This is a genomic window from Mobilibacterium timonense (assembly GCF_900155555.1).
GTDB classification, from domain to species: Bacteria; Bacillota; Clostridia; order Peptostreptococcales; family Anaerovoracaceae; genus Allobaileyella; species Allobaileyella timonense.
Window position 1 is genome coordinate 342631 of record NZ_FUHN01000007.1, and the last position, 15051, is coordinate 357681.

Genomic DNA, 15051 nt, shown 5'->3' on the forward strand with positions numbered 1-15051 from the left:
TGTATACTTCTTGTCTATTTTTCTGCAGCTGCTTCTTTCTTTCTCTCTTCCTCCAGGGCCTCCTCATACTCCTCGTTTGTCATGACCTCTTCCGCCTTGTCGGTGTAGATCACCCCATCCAGGTGTTCATACTCGTGGCAGTTGACCACGGCCGCAAAATCTTCAAACTCGTATTCGTGCCACTCGCCCTCAAGGTCCTGAGCTCTCATCTTGATCTTCTTCGGCCTGTTCACGTGTCCGATATATCCCGGCACGCTCAGGCACCCCTCCAGCGATGTCTGCTCTCCCTCTTTCTCGTAGATTTCAGGATTCACCATTACCAGATACTTTTCCTGGTCATCCAGATAGGGCCGGGCCACGTAGATCCTCTTAAGTACGCTCACCTGGGGCGCTGCAAGCCCCACTCCGTCCGCCTTGTCCATGGTCTCCACCATGTCCTCGGCAAGGGCCCTTAGCCTTTGATCGAATTTCTTCACTTCCTTGCAGTGCTTCCTCAGTATGGGATCTCCAACTTCTGCTATCACCCTTGTTGCCATAAAAACTCACTCCTTTGACGTTCTTGTATGTGCGATCAATATGGATTGATATCTATCTCAATGTGCCACGGGTCTTTCCGTTCCATGCCCCGCTCCCTCTCTTCCATGAAAAGGCGGACATATCCCGACCTGGTCCCCTTAGGCGCTTTGATGATGAATGTCACCCTTTCTCTTCCGCCGGTCCTCAACGTATCCGGCTTCACCTTCAGGTACTGGGCTCCAGGAGGCATGCCCGGGATGGTCATCAGCATCTGTTTGAATGCCTCGGCCTTTTCCATAAGCTGGTCCTCCGTGACCTCGTCATATGCTCCCGTGAATGATATTGCGATTATATCAGAGAAGGGTGGGTAATTCATGATTCTTCTGTGTAGCAGCTCCGTCTCGTAGAACCCCTCATAATCTCCTCTGGCTGCAGCTGCTATGGCGTCGTCCTCGGGTTCGAAGGTCTGGATGATGACCCGGCTCCTTCCCGACCGCCTGCCGGCCCTGCCGGAGACCTGGGTTATGAGCTGAAAAGTCCTCTCCGATGCCCTGTAGTCCGGGATGTTCAGCGTTGTGTCCGCAAGGACGATGCCCACAAGTCCCACATTGCCGAAGTCCAATCCCTTGGCCAGTATCTGTGTGCCGATGAGGATGTTGGTCTTCCCCTTCTCAAAATCCGAGATGGTCCTGTCTATATCCTTCTGAGACGTGGCAGTATCCAGGTCGAACCTGGCCGTACTGGCATCCGGGAAGAGTGCTTCCACCTGTTCCTGGATGCGCTCTGTCCCCGCTCCCATCATCCTGAGCTCGGTGCTGCCGCATTCAGGGCACTTGTCCGGCACCGGAAAGACCCTGCCGCAATAGTGACACATGGCCCCTCTCAGGGATTTATGATATGTCAGTGAAATGCCGCAGTCCGGGCACTTCAGCCTGGCTCCGCAGTCCCGGCAGAATATAGAAGGAGCAAAACCTCTCCTGTTGAGAAAAAGGATGATCTGCTCGTCCCTGTCCAGGGTCTCTCGAATGGCTTCATAGAGGCGCCGGCTGAGGAGATTCCTGTTGCCATCCCTCGCCTCCTGCCTCATGTCGGCTATCTCTACGTCCGGCATGACGCTGGAACCGATGCGGCTGTTCATGGTTATAAGCTGATAGATACCGGCCTTCGCCCTGGAATATGAAACTATGCTGGGAGTCGCGCTGCCCATGAGGAGCACACCTCCATTCATGAGGCATCTCTTGTAGGCCACATCCACGGTCTCGTATTTAGGATTGTGATCAGACTTGTAAGTCGTCTCGTGTTCCTCGTCTATTACGATCAGACCTATGTTCTCCGCAGGGGCGAACACAGCAGTCCTGGCCCCGACGATTATTCTTGCAGTACCCTCTCTTATCCTCAGCCATTCGGCCAGCTTCTGAGATGTTGTGAGCCTGCTGTGGAGCGTGGCCATCATCTCCTTTCCGAAGCGCGTTTCGAACCTTCTTCTGATCTGTGTGGAAAGGGCTATCTCAGATGCCAGAACGATGACGGTCCTCCCGAGCGCCAGGGCCTTTTCCGCTGCCCTCATGTAAACCTCGGTCTTGCCGCTGTTGGTGACACCTTTTATCAGAAAAGCCCCCGCTTCACCGGCTTCCAGCTGATCATCGATCCTGTCCACGGCCTTCTGCTGATCGCTGCTGAGGGTCATGACCTGCTCTTCGTCGGGTCCATCCTGGATCTTCACCATCTTCCTGGTGTCCTTCTTGCCGCCCACCGTAAAGAGCTTGATACCGTCTATGTATTTCGTGCCGTATCTGCCCTTCATCCATACAGCGGTCTCAACCATCTCCGCGTTCAGAGACCTCTTGATGTCCACATCAGATATGTCCTTGATCCTCGAAGGGCTTATCTCAGGTTCTATACCGGTCTCAAATACATATCCATTCACCGGTTTTTTCCTCCTGGCGAATGGCACCAGCACCTTGTCCCCAACGACCACGCTGTCGGGAGCCCTGTAGGTGTAAAAAGTATCAGTGTTCTGACTCTTGTTGTCTATGACTACGCTGACATACTGCACGGCTCCCTCCTTTCACCAAAATGACCCGGAGCTTGAGCGCCCCGGGCCAAAACTCTCTGATATTATACACTCATCGGGGACGTCGCGCGACCCCGCGTCACAGGCATATGTTTTTTCAAAGCGGCCACTACAGAAGGAAGATGTTGTTCTCAGCACACTCCTTGATCATGTCCTCAGGCCATACGGAGACCTGGACCTCTCCGATGTGGGCTTTTCTCAGGAAATACATGCAGAGACGGCTCTGGCCGATGCCTCCGCCGATGGACAGCGGGATGGTGCCGTCTATGACTCCCTTGTGGAAAGGCATCTCCAGCCTGTCCAGTTTTCCGTCTATCTCCAGCTGGCGCTTCATGGCCTCGGCATCTACTCTGATGCCCATGGAAGAGATCTCAAAAGCCTCCTGCAGGATGTCGTTCCAAAGGATGATGTCTCCGTTCAGCTCCCAGTCGTCGTAATCCGGAGCTCTTCCGTCGTGCTTCTCGCCGGAAGCCAGGACGCCGCCGATCTTCTTGATGAATACTGCACCGTACTTCTCGGCGACGATGCTCTCTCTTTCCTTAGGAGTCTTGTCGGGATATGCATCCTCCAGCTCCTGTGAGGTGATGAACGTTATCTCGTTAGGAATCTCGTTCTGGATGTCTCTGTAGAGCCTGTTCACATAATCGCTGAGGTTCTTGATGGCGTTGTAGATGGTCCTTACGGTCTCCTCGAGGTACTCCTCGGTCCTCTGCTCCTTTGTGATGACCTTCTCCCAGTCCCACTGGTCGACGTACACGGAGTGTAGGTTATCCATCTCCTCGTCTCTCCTTATGGCGTTCATGTCCGTGTAGATGCCCTTGCCAGGCTCCACACCGTACTTTCCGAGAGCCATCCTCTTCCACTTTGCCAGAGACTGGACCACTTCTACCTTCGCTTCATTCATGTCCTTGATGGTAAATTCAACGCGCCTCTCGTATCCGTTCAGAGTGTCGTTGAGTCCGGATTCCGGGAAAACGAAAAGCGGTGCGGTCACACGTCTCAGCTGCAGGCCGTAGGCCAGCTCCTGCTGGAAGTAGTCTTTCACCTTCTTGATGGCCCTCTGGGTCTCTCTCTGGTCGAGGATCGGCTGGTAGCCCTCCGGAATTATAACCTTGCTCATTTTCAATACCCCTTTCATGCTTACTCATATCCGTAAAAGGAACGAAATCGTTATCTGCGGGCCGGCTCGACCAGGCCATTGTCTCTGGCGTACTCGCAGCCGCAGAAGCGCTGACGGTACAGCCCGTATTTCTTCGACAGCTCCACGCTTCTCCTGAAACCGTCTTTTTTCTTGAAGTCTATATCTAAAAAGTCAGCGTTCATGCCCTCTCCGAGGGAGTTGCCAATTTGAGAGATCAGCTGGTAGTTCTTGTGAGGGCTCACCGTCATGGTGGTCGTAAAGTAGTCGAACCCCAGCGACTCGGCCGTCCGCGCCGTCTCCGCCAGCCTCATCTCGAAGCACACCGTGCAGCGCTTTCCTCCCTCGGGCTCATCCTTCAGAGGCTCAGCTCTCTTCAGATACTCCCAGGTATCGTATGGCCCTTCCATGTAATCCACGAAGGTCTCATCCTTGTGATCCCTGTTGAATCCGTCCAGGAACTTCCTGAGGTTGTCTCTCCTGAGATAATATTCTTCACTGTCCGTGATGTTTGGATTATAATAAAAAACCGTCACGGAATAGTCGAAAGCGATACGCTCTACACAGGCGGTGGCGCATGGTCCGCAGCAGGCGTGCAGCAGCACACGCGGCTTCTCCGGATCCAGCATCAGACCGCCGTATTTGCCGGTCACGAGGCCAGACATGCCCACATGATCCACGGGAACGACACCCATGGTCTTCTGGCTCTTTTCCCTTGAGCTCTTATCGCTGCCGGTCATTCCAGACATCTCCTTTCAAAAAACCACGGTGGAAGTATACCATATATTTAATGTAACGTACATGTTTTTCTGTATTTTTACATAAAGCAGCGGTTTAATTTATGGTATTTTTATAAAAGCAACATTATTTCGCATTATTTTGTTCATATATCACGAATATCGTTCGGTTTCGCCTCTGTCAGTATATCAGATGGTGATCCCGGAATTGGGGAAGAAAAAATGGATCAGATCCAGCGATTTTATTCTATCAGCTCATATCTCAGAAGGACGTTCGGAAAAAAGATGGTGAAACTCTCTCTTGACGGAGGTTTCACCTGTCCTAACAGGGACGGGACCATTGGCACAGGAGGCTGTGCCTTCTGCTCGCCCGAAGGGTCCGGAGAACTGGCCTCCGACATTCCCGGCCAGATCGCCCTGCTCAGGGATAAGTGGCCGGATGCAGGTCATCTGGCATACTTCCAGAGCCACACAAACACATACGGCCCGGTGGATGACCTTCGCAGACTGTACATGTCTGCTCTTGACGACCCGCATATCTCAGGGCTGGCCATAGCGACCCGCCCTGACTGCCTGAGCGATGAGGTCCTGGACCTCCTTTCAGAGATAAACCGCAGCAACTTCCTGTGGGTCGAGCTCGGTCTCCAGTCCACAAAGGCCTCCACCATGGAAGCCATGGGGCTCGGGTATACATTCGGCGACTATGAAAGGGCGATCGCGGAGCTGAACAGGAGAAACATCAGGACCGTATCCCACCTGATCCTCGGCCTGCCCGGAGAGACCGAAGATGACATGTTCCGGTCCGTAAGGGATGTGGTGTCCGGTGACCACGGCAGTGTCTTCGGATTGAAGCTGCACCTCCTCAACGTGGTCAGAGGCTCTGCCCTCGGAAACGCCATGCCTGACTATGTTCCGTTTTATTCTATGGAGAGTTACTGCGATCTGGTGGTCAGGCTCCTGGAAGTGATCCCTGCAGACATCACGATCCACAGGCTGACAGGAGATGTGCCAAGAGGACTTCTCATATCTCCTGAATGGAGCTACAGAAAGCGTAGCATCCTGAATACCATCAACAGGTATCTCAGGGAGAGGGACACCTGGCAGGGAAAAGCCCTCGGACAGTGCCCGCAAGACTACTGGTCGCCCGATCCGGCAAGACCGTAAGAATTTTTTTCGAGCATCATTATTTCATACAGACCCTCAAAAGGCGCCCCATTCCGGAACACCGGAACAGGACGCCTTTTACTTTGAATTTTTCCAGGACCCGCCTAGCTTGGAAGCGACGTGGAAGCCGGCATGTTGTCGTATACCGGAATGAGGAACACCAGTGCCTCGTTGGTGATCCCGTATGTGGCGTAGGCGTTCTTCGTGGAAAGCGCCTCGCTGTACGGAGCCATGATGTTCGTCATGTACTGGTGTGTCGCGACCTTGGACGCACCGTTCGCAACGTTGAACCTCTCAAGGTAGATCGTGTTCTGTTTATTGTTTATGTATCCGCTGGCGAGGAACGATGCCGCACCGTTGATGGCCGTCTGCTTGGAGCTCCAGCCCTGCTTCTTTGCATACTGCATGCCCAGAAGCACAGGATTGCTGGATGTGTAAGCCCCAATATTGAACGGATTGTAATAGGTCACTCCGCCGATGGTGTAACCGCTCTCGGCGATGCTTCCCCCTCCGGTCTCCTGCCGCGCTCTTGCCGCCAGGGACACAGGGCTGATACCGTACTTAGCTCCGGCTGATACGAACCAGGATGCCTGGTAACCGTCTCTCTGGAGGGCCGTTCCGGACAGTATCTTGCTGACCACCTGAACGGTCTGGTATGAGCTGTTGTATCCCAGATACTCGAACATGTATACCCTGTCTTCGTTCAGGAAGTTCCTCGGGTCAACGAAATACGCCACGGTCTGCGAGTTGGCAGAATACCAGGAGCTTCCGTCCTTAGGAATGTAAGTGCCTTCCACTATGCTCCCTGCTCCGGTGAGCTTTGACACGTCCGTTGTGGTCGTGGAAGCTGCGGTGCCGGAAGATGCCTGGGCAGGCGCAGCGAAAGATGCTGATGACGCCGTGCTTCTCGCTTCCTGCTGTGTAGTGTCGGCCTTCTCTGTTCCGAGAGTCACCCAGTCGGATGCAAGGTATATGTCCTTACCGTTGTATGTGGCTCTGTACCATACGTAGTTTCCGGATTTTTTTGCACCCGTTATCGTCACGGCAGTTCCCTTTCCGAAGGTGCCGAGCCTGGTGGCATCCGTTCCCGCCTCAGAGCGATAATTCAGAGGGCTGTTCACTGTTCCCGGAACTGCTGCAGTCCCTGCTGTCACCGTGCCTGAAACATCCACGTATGTGGACAGTACGTATACCACATCTCCATTGTAGTTTATCTTGTACCACGTGTTGTTGTCGCAGGATGTCACAGAGGCCAGCACCGTTACAGACTGCCCGCTGCTGAACATGCCCACCTTAGGGAAGTTCACTCCAGGTCCCTTCCTGTAGTTCAGTGCCGTGTTGGTCTTTCCTGTTACCGCAGTCCCAGCGGTCGTCTGGGACTGGGACTGATCCTGATCCGAAGGAGTCTGTCCCTGACCGCTGTCGCCCTGCTGGATCTCCGTAGGCTGCAGCGTCACATAATCGCCGCATATATATCTGCAGGTGCTGCCGTCCCTGAACTTATACCAGGTCCTTCCGCTGCTGTCCTTCGCTGCAAGAACGACATCTATAGATGTGTCTGCAGTAAGTGTTCTCACATATGACCCTGAAGCAGTTCCGGCAATGGTCCTGATGTTGGTGTTCTTCTGGGCCGTCGCCCTGATGCTTGATCCGTATGACTCACTGGTAACTGCTCCGTTTATATAACCCGTAATCCCGTTTGAGAGCTTCACATGCACCCACTTTGCACTTGACGACGTGCTGTTCGACGTGAATTTCTCATCCAGGATGGTGAAGGTCTCGCTGTTGGCAACGTGGCCCACCTTGCCAGACGAAGTACTCGTGCTGCTGTAGACATCGCGTCCGCTTCCCGCCCTGAAGTCTCCGGATGCCGTGCTTCTGTAAGACAGAGGGTATGCGGCATTCACAAGGGAAACGTTGTTCGAGCTCTCCTTGCTCACTACTGTGTTGAAATCCAGACCAGTCTTTATGCTCTGGAATACCCAGTTAGGATGTGATGCGTGAAGTTTTCTCAGATACATCTTGTATTCTTCCGGGAATCCCTGTGCGGTCAGCTGATCCTCAAAGGATCCGGATGTGGTGCCGGAATTTCCGGAATTGCCCGAGTTTCCGGAATTGCCCGAATTTGAATTAGATCCGCCGCTATTTGAAGGGGTAGAAGGCTTTGTAAAGATCGAACCGGTAATGTCCACATACGTACCGCAAACATATCTGTACGAATTTCCGATCTTCACCTTGTACCAGGTGGTGCTGGAGTTGTATGGCTTAGCCTTGAGCACAACGGCCAGCGTCTTCCCTGTAGCCAGCGTTCCAAGGCGCGTCATACCCGTGCCCGCTCCCGTCCTGTAGTTAAGAGCCGTGGTGGTCACCCCGTTCACGGTGGTATAACTTATCCCGTCGATGAGATCAGACCTGATGTACCCGGTCCTTCCACCGTAACTGACCTGGTACCATTTATTTACCGAAGAAGTGCTGCTCCGGCTCGTGAAGACCTCCTGGGTGATCGTTACCTTGGTGTTGTCTCGCAAACCGAAGGCGATCTTATATCTCGTGCCGGCTCCCGATCTGACGTTGACGCCAAACCTGGCGTTCACGTATCCGGTTGCATTGTTGACCGATGCTGCATGAGCGTCAACTGTTCCCAGGCCCAGTACTATCAGCAGGGCCATGAGAATAACTGCCGGCAAAAATTTTATTTTCCTAGCGGCAAGTCCCATCTCTTCCTCCTCAGGGTACCTATCACATTCTCGACATAATTACTGAACAATATTATTTTATCTGAAAATTATCTTCTGTCAAAGATTTGTTTTCATAACCTTGTTTTTTTGTCTTTACACGAGGAGCCGTGGCTCCCGCCGCTCCTCCTGAAGGCAAAAAAATCACCTCATACAGTGGCAGGGCATATTCCCCTCCACTATATGAGGTCGTATCTTCAGTATGATCCGGCTTGAGCTGCTACTGCACTCTGTTGATGTTTTTCGTGGCTACTATGTTGGATCCTGTCCCGCAGACATTCTCCACCAGGATCTGACCCATTTTCACCGGCGCATCCACCTCGACATCCTTGAGTGCGGACATGCAGCTTCCGATCAGTTTCTTCGGTATGTCGTGGTCCGTCTTTACCGAGACGCTTGGAAGGGATCCGCCTCTGACACGCACTGTGGATGTCACGATCCTCCTCGGGTCTGTCAGCTCCTTCCTGGCATAATCGTCCCCTATGGGACAGGTGTTACCTTTGACTGTGAGCTCGTCCCGCATCTCCACAGGAAAAGTATCCTCACCTTCCGGAATGTCCCGATCCGAAGTTACTGTAAGGCCGCATCCCATCGGACATCCGATGCATGTAAGCTCTTTTTTGAACATTCTATGCCTCCTGATATATTTCCTTTTATCACTCTGTTTCTATAGCCACCGTTATGTTCTGAAGGTCACCGTGCTGCTGCAGAACGTCTTTCTTGAGTATCACCTGCTCCATCTCTCCCGGAGCCATGATCCTCTTCTTCACGCTGCTGAGCTGCTCTCCATCGGCATAGGTGACGATCCTGGCATTCTTGAATACCTGTCCTACTCTGAACCTGACGACCTGCTTGTCGGCCATCCTTCCCAGGTCTATGCTTGCGGGGACCGTGTATCTCACACCGCCCTTACAGCTGATCCCGACTTCTTTTACCGGAGTCCCGAGCCTTCCCTGTACGAACTCTGCGGCCTTTTCTCCGGCGACAGATGCCTCCTGAGAAACAAAGTCCACAAGATCGTGTACGTGGAGCACATTGCCGCAGGCGAAAATCCCCTCCACCTGTGTCTCAAGGCTCTCGTCCACTACCGGGCCCTTTGTGACCGGATCAAGCTTTATACCGGCGCTCTTGCTCAATTCGTTCTCGGGAATGAGTCCACAGGACAGCAGAAGCGTATCACAGTCGTAATGTTCCTCAGTGCCCGGGATCGGCTTCATCTTCTCATCTACCTGAGCTATGGTCACGCCTTCGACTCTGTCCTTACCCTGAATGTCCACCACCGTGTGGCTCAGCTTCAGAGGAATGCCGAAGTCGTCCAGGCACTGAACTATATTTCTCTTCAGTCCCCCGGAAAATGGCATGAGTTCTGCAACCACCTGCACGTGAGCACCTTCAAGAGTCATTCTTCTGGCCATGATCAGGCCGATATCCCCCGATCCAAGGATGACGACTTCTTTTCCCGGCATGCGCCCTTCCATGTTCACGTACCGCTGGGCCGTTCCGGCGGAATATATTCCTGCAGGTCTGTATCCCGGAATATTGAGGGCACCCCTTGATCTCTCTCTGCATCCCATGGCAAGGACGATGGCACCGGCTTCTACCGTGTAAATGCCCTTTTCCCGGCTCATGAGTGTGATGACCCTGTCGCTTGATATGTCCATGGCCATGGTCTTCAGAACATACGGAATATTTCTCTCTTTGACCATGTCCACGTATCTTCCCGCATACTCCGGCCCTGTAAGCTCTTCCTTGAATGTATGGAGCCCAAACCCGTTATGCACACACTGGTTCAGGATTCCTCCCAACTCGTTGTCTCTCTCTATGATAAGGATGTCCTTTACACCTGCATCGTGTGCAGCTGCGGCCGCAGCCAGTCCGGCAGGGCCTCCTCCAATAATGGCGATATCTGTCTTCATGCCCTTATTCCCTCCTTGTCATATCCTTCCAGAAACTGCGATCCCGGACCTTTCTTGGTGATCTGCTCCTCATCGACTCCAAGCTCTCTCGCAAGTATCTCCACAACTCTAGGGTTGCAGAATCCCGACTGGCACCGGCCCATGCCAGCGCCGGTCCTGCGCTTGATGCCGTCAACAGTGGTCGCTCCAAGCGTTCGATGGATCGCATTTACGATCTCGCCCTCAGTTACGGTGCAGCAGCGGCAGATGACGTTGCCATAGGCAGGATCCTTTTCGATCTGTTTCTTCCTTTCATCAAAAGAAGCGTATCTCATCTGCGGGATGCCCTTGCGGGTGCCGATGAAATCTGTCTTTTCCTCTGCAGGAAGAATGCCCTGTACTATCTCTGCCACGTATTGCCCGACCGCAGGGGCACTGGAAAGCCCCGGTGATTCCATGCCTGCAACATCCACGAATCCGGGAGCTCCATCGACTTCCTCTATGACAAAGTCGTGCTCTGGCCTGTGGGCTCTGAGCCCGCTGAAGGATGTGATGATCTCCCTTCTGGGCAGGTTCGGCGTGCTGAGCTCCGCCTTCTTGAGGAGTTCGTTCATTCCCTCCGCAGTGGTATTGACGCCCTCTTTGTCGTCGATATCAGTGGCGGTCGGCCCTGTGAGCAGATTGCCATGGACGGTAGGTGTCACCAGAACACCCTTTCCGTAGGCTGTAGGGAGTTGAAAAACAGTGCTGTGAACAAAATCTCCCACAGTGCTGTCCATGAGGCAATACTCGCCCTTTCTAGGTATAATGGTCATTTTATCCTCGCTGACCATGTTGTGGAACTTATCGGCATAAACGCCTGCGGCATTTATGACAACCCTGGCGGAGTACTCCTCGCCGCCGGCTACGACCTGATAAAAGCCATCTTTTTTCTTTATGTCTGTGACCTCAGTACCCAGCCTGAACTCCACTCCGTTATCGGCAGCGTTTTCCGCAAGGGCGATGGTGAGGTTGAATGGACATACTATACCGCCAGTAGGCGCATAAAGAGCCGCGGTGACCTTGTCGGAGATGTTAGGCTCCATCTCCCTCACCTGATCTCCCGAAAGGATCCTGAGGCCGGGAACACCGTTGGCCTCCCCCCTTTTCTTAAGATCTTCAAGCTTGTATTCATCATCAGCATCAAAGCAGAGAACAAGAGAACCGTTCCTGATAAAAGGAAAATCCAGTTCCTTTGAAAGCTGCTCCATCATCGCATTGCCTCTCACATTCATTTTTGCCATGAGAGATCCCGGCTCGTTGTCGAAGCCGGCGTGAACTATGCCGCTGTTCGCCTTGGATGTTCCCTCAGCCACATCTGAGCACTTCTCCAGTACCAGAGTACTGTACTGATACCTTGATAGCTCGCGTGCAGCTGCGCATCCGGAAACCCCTGCGCCAATAATGATAACGTCATACATACTCTTACGCCTCCTCAGGTTATGTATTTCAATAGTTGTGATCAGAATTGCGTACTATGCCCATACGAGCCAGATGAAGATATAGCCGACCATCACGGCAGTCAGTGTGAACGGAACACCTATCTTCATGAATTCCTTAAAGCTCACTTCATGGCCTTCCTTCTTGAGAATGCCCGTTGCCGTAATATTTGCAGAAGCACCGACCGGCGTGAGATTTCCTCCAAGAGTAGCTCCTGAAAGCAATCCGAAATACAGCAGGTTCGGGCTTATACCAAGGCTTCCTGTGAGATTTGTTACCACTGGCAGCATTGTAGCAACATATGGAATATTGTCAATAAAGGCAGAGAAAAGAACTGATGCCCACACCACGATGGTATACAGAACGAAAATATGATCTCCTCCCACGTTTCCGATCGTGTCTGCGATCAGATCGATTATGCCCGTCTCTATCAGACCCTGTATCACTATGAAAAGACCTAAAAGGAGACCCAGTGTTTCAAAGTCGATACTCTTCAAAGCGGCCTTTATCTCACTCCTGTCGCTTGTGATCATGTAGTCATAGAAGATAGCAATGATCGCCATACCGCAGCAGATGAGACCGTTGGACACGTCAGGCTTGTCCTTTATGAATGAGGCCATTATCAGCAACACCACTGTGCCCACCAGGAAGACAGATGGCATAATATCATCCGCCTTGCAATATTCACTGGCGTCCACAGTCTGACGAAATTTTCCGAAAAGGAACATCATCACAGGTACCGTGGCAAGGGCCCCGAGTTCCACTGCGAAGAAGATACCCGGCTTTCCCTCCATCCAGAAAAATGACGTGAAATCCATGTGGGCATACGCTCCGAGCATTATGGAGGTAGTATCTCCCACCAGTGTTGCTGCACCCTGGAGATTTGATGATACGGCTATCGACAGGACCATAGGCACCGGATCTATGTCCAGCTTCCTGCAGACAGCCATTCCCACCGGGGCCACCATCAGAACAGTGGCCACGTTGTCGACAAAGGCGGATATGACTCCGGCAAACAGGCTCATGAAGATTATGACCCACATAACATCTGGAGCCTTATCGAGCAGCCAGTCAGCTATCTGATTCGGCATCTTAGACTTGATAAAATAGTAGACCAGCACCATCGTACCGGCGATCATCAACAGGACGTTCCAGTTGATGGCCCCGGGTACTGCTCTTAGAGGAACCGCCCCGGTCACGAGAAAAAGAACTGCTGTTCCCAGAACGATCCACAGTCTCTTAGGCATGAACAAAGTCATCAATACATACATGGCCACAAAGGCCACGCCAGCGAAAATCTGCATAAAATCTCCTTTATTCAGTTGACTGACCTTTTGACTGACCTTGTAATTATAGATTACCAGTACTGGTCATTCCAGTAAAAAGAGGTGAATTATTGAAATCTGTACACAAAGAAAAAGGCTGCCGCACGATACGCACAACAGCCTCCTGGTGCCCAGACTCGGAATTGAACCAAGGACACTGTGATTTTCAGTCACATGCTCTACCAACTGAGCTATCTGGGCATAACGTATTCAATAATAATGGTGGGCCATCGGGGACTTGAACCCAGGACCTGCCGGTTATGAGCCGGATGCTCTGACCAACTGAGCTAATGGCCCACTTTAGAAATTTTGGTCGGGGTGGCAGGATTTGAACCCGCGGCCCACTGGTCCCAAACCAGTTGCGCTACCAAGCTGCGCTACACCCCGTCAAGCTCTGTATGATCTTTTTTAAAAAAACATGGTCGGAGTGGCAGGATTCGAACCTGCGACCCACTGATCCCGAACCAGTTGCGCTACCGGACTGCGCTACACCCCGATGACACATGTTTTTACTATTTAAGAATGGTCGGGGTGGCAGGATTTGAACCCGCGGCCCACTGGTCCCAAACCAGTTGCGCTACCAAGCTGCGCTACACCCCGTTATGGCAGGGGCAGTAGGATTTGAACCCACGGCACGCGGTTTTGGAGACCGCTGCTCTACCAACTGAGCTATACCCCTATCGATTGGCGGAGAAGATGGGATTCGAACCCATGCGGCCCTAAATCGAACCCTAACGGTTTAGCAAACCGTCCTCTTCAGCCTCTTGAGTACTTCTCCACAGTGTCTCTTATGGCGGAGAGGGTGGGATTCGAACCCACGGTCCCTTTCAGGATCACCGGTTTTCAAGACCGGCTCCTTAAACCACTCGGACACCTCTCCGAATATTAATGATTGGTGACCCATCGGAGATTCGAACTCCGGACACCTTGATTAAAAGTCAAGTGCTCTGCCACCTGAGCTAATGGGTCATAAATGGCTGGGGTAGCAGGACTCGAACCTACGAATAACGGAGTCAAAGTCCGTTGCCTTAACCACTTGGCTATACCCCATTATCAAGGCCGGCTGCATCCTCTTCTCTTATAAAATTGGTGAGCCCACAGGGATTCGAACCCCGGACACACGGCTTAGAAGGCCGTTGCTCTATCCAACTGAGCTATGGGCCCACATGCCATACGAAAGACTCTTTTTACAGAAAACGCCGACCTAGTCGGCGGCTTCGTATGGATTTGTAATTGTGGAGCAGATGGCGGGAATCGAACCCGCGGCTTCAGCTTGGAAGGCTGAGGTATTACCATTATACGACATCTGCATATTTGGAGCGGAAGACGAGATTCGAACTCGCGACCCTCGCCTTGGCAAGGCGATGCTCTACCCCTGAGCCACTTCCGCATATGGTCGAGGGAGATGGATTCGAACCATCGAAAGCACAGCTAACGGATTTACAGTCCGCCCCCTTTGGCCACTCGGGAATCCCTCGATATATTGGAGCTGATGGAGGGAATCGAACCCCCAACCTGCTGATTACAAATCAGCTGCTCTACCGTTGAGCCACATCAGCAAAAGCTGACACATTCATCAGAATGTATCAAATTGGCGACCGGGAACGGGCTCGAACCGTCGACCTCCAGCGTGACAGGCTGGCATTCTAACCAACTGAACTACCCGGCCATAAATTTGGTGGGCGCTATAGGGCTCGAACCTATGACCCTCTGCTTGTAAGGCAGATGCTCTCCCAGCTGAGCTAAGCGCCCGCACCAGACACCCTGTCATCTCAAACAGTTCAACCATCATTAGTCGTCAAAATACTTCTGATGACCGCAGTGATCTGCTCAACGTCTTGTGAATCAAACGACTGCGAGAAGTATGTTAGCATATCTAGCGCTCACTGTCAAGAGAAATTGTTTTTACATTTTTCTCTCTTTCAGTCTCAGCGGGTTGAACCGTGCGACTTGTATAGTTTAATACAATTTAGACCTGAAAACAAGTA

General features: G+C 52.4%; 10 protein-coding genes and 17 tRNA genes. 1 reads left to right on the plus strand and 26 read right to left on the minus strand.

Annotated features, from left to right (window positions below):
- Window positions 1–14 precede the first annotated feature (14 nt).
- The 4 genes from def to BQ7382_RS04560 all read right to left on the minus strand — a co-directional run bounded on the left by def (window position 15) and on the right by BQ7382_RS04560 (window position 4468).
- Window positions 15–536, minus strand: a complete 522-nt coding sequence (gene def / locus BQ7382_RS04545; protein ID WP_077390948.1) for a peptide deformylase — start codon at window positions 534–536, stop codon at window positions 15–17.
- A gap of 35 nt (window positions 537–571) precedes the next feature.
- Window positions 572–2572 carry a replication restart helicase PriA gene (priA, locus tag BQ7382_RS04550; protein ID WP_077390949.1) on the minus strand — a complete coding sequence of 667 codons (2001 nt, stop codon included), beginning with the start codon at window positions 2570–2572 and terminating at the stop codon, window positions 572–574.
- A 127-nt stretch (window positions 2573–2699) separates the two neighbouring features.
- Window positions 2700–3710 (minus strand): aspartate--ammonia ligase, encoded by a 1011-nt coding sequence (gene asnA, locus BQ7382_RS04555; RefSeq protein WP_077390950.1) that lies wholly within the window; start codon window positions 3708–3710, stop codon window positions 2700–2702.
- A gap of 50 nt (window positions 3711–3760) precedes the next feature.
- Window positions 3761–4468 (minus strand): epoxyqueuosine reductase QueH, encoded by a 708-nt coding sequence (locus BQ7382_RS04560; protein WP_235847944.1) that lies wholly within the window; start codon window positions 4466–4468, stop codon window positions 3761–3763.
- Between the two features lie 219 nt (window positions 4469–4687).
- Between BQ7382_RS04560 and BQ7382_RS04565 the strand changes: the two genes are divergently transcribed.
- A complete protein-coding gene (locus tag BQ7382_RS04565; RefSeq protein WP_077390951.1) occupies window positions 4688–5629 on the plus strand; it encodes a TIGR01212 family radical SAM protein in 942 nt (313 codons plus the stop codon).
- Window positions 5630–5733: 104 nt separating this feature from the next.
- On the opposite strand, the gene BQ7382_RS04570 is transcribed toward BQ7382_RS04565, so the two are convergent.
- The 22 genes from BQ7382_RS04570 to BQ7382_RS04675 all read right to left on the minus strand — a co-directional run bounded on the left by BQ7382_RS04570 (window position 5734) and on the right by BQ7382_RS04675 (window position 14815).
- Window positions 5734–8346, minus strand: coding sequence for an SH3 domain-containing protein (locus BQ7382_RS04570; protein ID WP_077390952.1), 2613 nt, complete (start codon window positions 8344–8346; stop codon window positions 5734–5736).
- A 238-nt stretch (window positions 8347–8584) separates the two neighbouring features.
- On the minus strand, window positions 8585–8992 hold the full coding sequence (locus BQ7382_RS04575) for a DUF1667 domain-containing protein (protein ID WP_077390953.1): 408 nt from the start codon (window positions 8990–8992) through the stop codon (window positions 8585–8587).
- Between the two features lie 28 nt (window positions 8993–9020).
- Window positions 9021–10280, minus strand: a complete 1260-nt coding sequence (locus tag BQ7382_RS04580) for an NAD(P)/FAD-dependent oxidoreductase (protein ID WP_077390954.1) — start codon at window positions 10278–10280, stop codon at window positions 9021–9023.
- Window positions 10277–11719 (minus strand): NAD(P)/FAD-dependent oxidoreductase, encoded by a 1443-nt coding sequence (locus tag BQ7382_RS04585; protein WP_077390955.1) that lies wholly within the window; start codon window positions 11717–11719, stop codon window positions 10277–10279. Before BQ7382_RS04585 ends, BQ7382_RS04580 begins: the two co-directional genes overlap by 4 nt.
- 54 nt (window positions 11720–11773) lie before the next feature.
- Window positions 11774–13042, minus strand: coding sequence for an ArsB/NhaD family transporter (locus BQ7382_RS04590; RefSeq protein WP_077390956.1), 1269 nt, complete (start codon window positions 13040–13042; stop codon window positions 11774–11776).
- Window positions 13043–13188: 146 nt separating this feature from the next.
- Window positions 13189–13264 (minus strand) — tRNA-Phe (locus BQ7382_RS04595).
- A gap of 19 nt (window positions 13265–13283) precedes the next feature.
- Window positions 13284–13360: transfer RNA gene (locus BQ7382_RS04600), tRNA-Ile, on the minus strand.
- 13 nt (window positions 13361–13373) lie between these two features.
- A tRNA-Pro gene (locus BQ7382_RS04605) sits at window positions 13374–13450 on the minus strand.
- Between the two features lie 32 nt (window positions 13451–13482).
- Window positions 13483–13559 (minus strand) — tRNA-Pro (locus tag BQ7382_RS04610).
- A 27-nt stretch (window positions 13560–13586) separates the two neighbouring features.
- Window positions 13587–13663: transfer RNA gene (locus tag BQ7382_RS04615), tRNA-Pro, on the minus strand.
- A 3-nt stretch (window positions 13664–13666) separates the two neighbouring features.
- Window positions 13667–13742 (minus strand) — tRNA-Trp (locus BQ7382_RS04620).
- 6 nt (window positions 13743–13748) lie between these two features.
- Window positions 13749–13841 (minus strand) — tRNA-Ser (locus tag BQ7382_RS04625).
- A 13-nt stretch (window positions 13842–13854) separates the two neighbouring features.
- Window positions 13855–13943 (minus strand) — tRNA-Ser (locus BQ7382_RS04630).
- Window positions 13944–13956: 13 nt separating this feature from the next.
- Window positions 13957–14032: transfer RNA gene (locus BQ7382_RS04635), tRNA-Lys, on the minus strand.
- 5 nt (window positions 14033–14037) lie between these two features.
- A tRNA-Gln gene (locus tag BQ7382_RS04640) sits at window positions 14038–14113 on the minus strand.
- Between the two features lie 37 nt (window positions 14114–14150).
- Window positions 14151–14227, minus strand: a tRNA-Arg gene (locus tag BQ7382_RS04645).
- 72 nt (window positions 14228–14299) lie between these two features.
- Window positions 14300–14373 (minus strand) — tRNA-Gly (locus BQ7382_RS04650).
- Between the two features lie 5 nt (window positions 14374–14378).
- A tRNA-Gly gene (locus tag BQ7382_RS04655) sits at window positions 14379–14453 on the minus strand.
- A gap of 3 nt (window positions 14454–14456) precedes the next feature.
- A tRNA-Tyr gene (locus BQ7382_RS04660) sits at window positions 14457–14541 on the minus strand.
- A gap of 6 nt (window positions 14542–14547) precedes the next feature.
- A tRNA-Thr gene (locus BQ7382_RS04665) sits at window positions 14548–14622 on the minus strand.
- Window positions 14623–14655: 33 nt separating this feature from the next.
- Window positions 14656–14732 (minus strand) — tRNA-Asp (locus tag BQ7382_RS04670).
- A 7-nt stretch (window positions 14733–14739) separates the two neighbouring features.
- A tRNA-Val gene (locus BQ7382_RS04675) sits at window positions 14740–14815 on the minus strand.
- Window positions 14816–15051 lie beyond the last annotated feature (236 nt).

Coding starts and splice junctions, on each gene's coding strand:
- BQ7382_RS04580 (WP_077390954.1), bottom strand. CDS start 10,280: ATGAAGACAGATATCGCCATTATTGGAGGAGGCCCTGCCGGACTGGCT.
- BQ7382_RS04585 (WP_077390955.1), bottom strand. CDS start 11,719: ATGTATGACGTTATCATTATTGGCGCAGGGGTTTCCGGATGCGCAGCT.
- BQ7382_RS04590 (WP_077390956.1), bottom strand. CDS start 13,042: ATGCAGATTTTCGCTGGCGTGGCCTTTGTGGCCATGTATGTATTGATG.
- BQ7382_RS04560 (WP_235847944.1), bottom strand. CDS start 4,468: ATGACCGGCAGCGATAAGAGCTCAAGGGAAAAGAGCCAGAAGACCATG.
- BQ7382_RS04570 (WP_077390952.1), bottom strand. CDS start 8,346: ATGGGACTTGCCGCTAGGAAAATAAAATTTTTGCCGGCAGTTATTCTC.
- def (WP_077390948.1), bottom strand. CDS start 536: ATGGCAACAAGGGTGATAGCAGAAGTTGGAGATCCCATACTGAGGAAG.
- asnA (WP_077390950.1), bottom strand. CDS start 3,710: ATGAGCAAGGTTATAATTCCGGAGGGCTACCAGCCGATCCTCGACCAG.
- BQ7382_RS04575 (WP_077390953.1), bottom strand. CDS start 8,992: ATGTTCAAAAAAGAGCTTACATGCATCGGATGTCCGATGGGATGCGGC.
- BQ7382_RS04565 (WP_077390951.1), top strand. CDS start 4,688: ATGGATCAGATCCAGCGATTTTATTCTATCAGCTCATATCTCAGAAGG.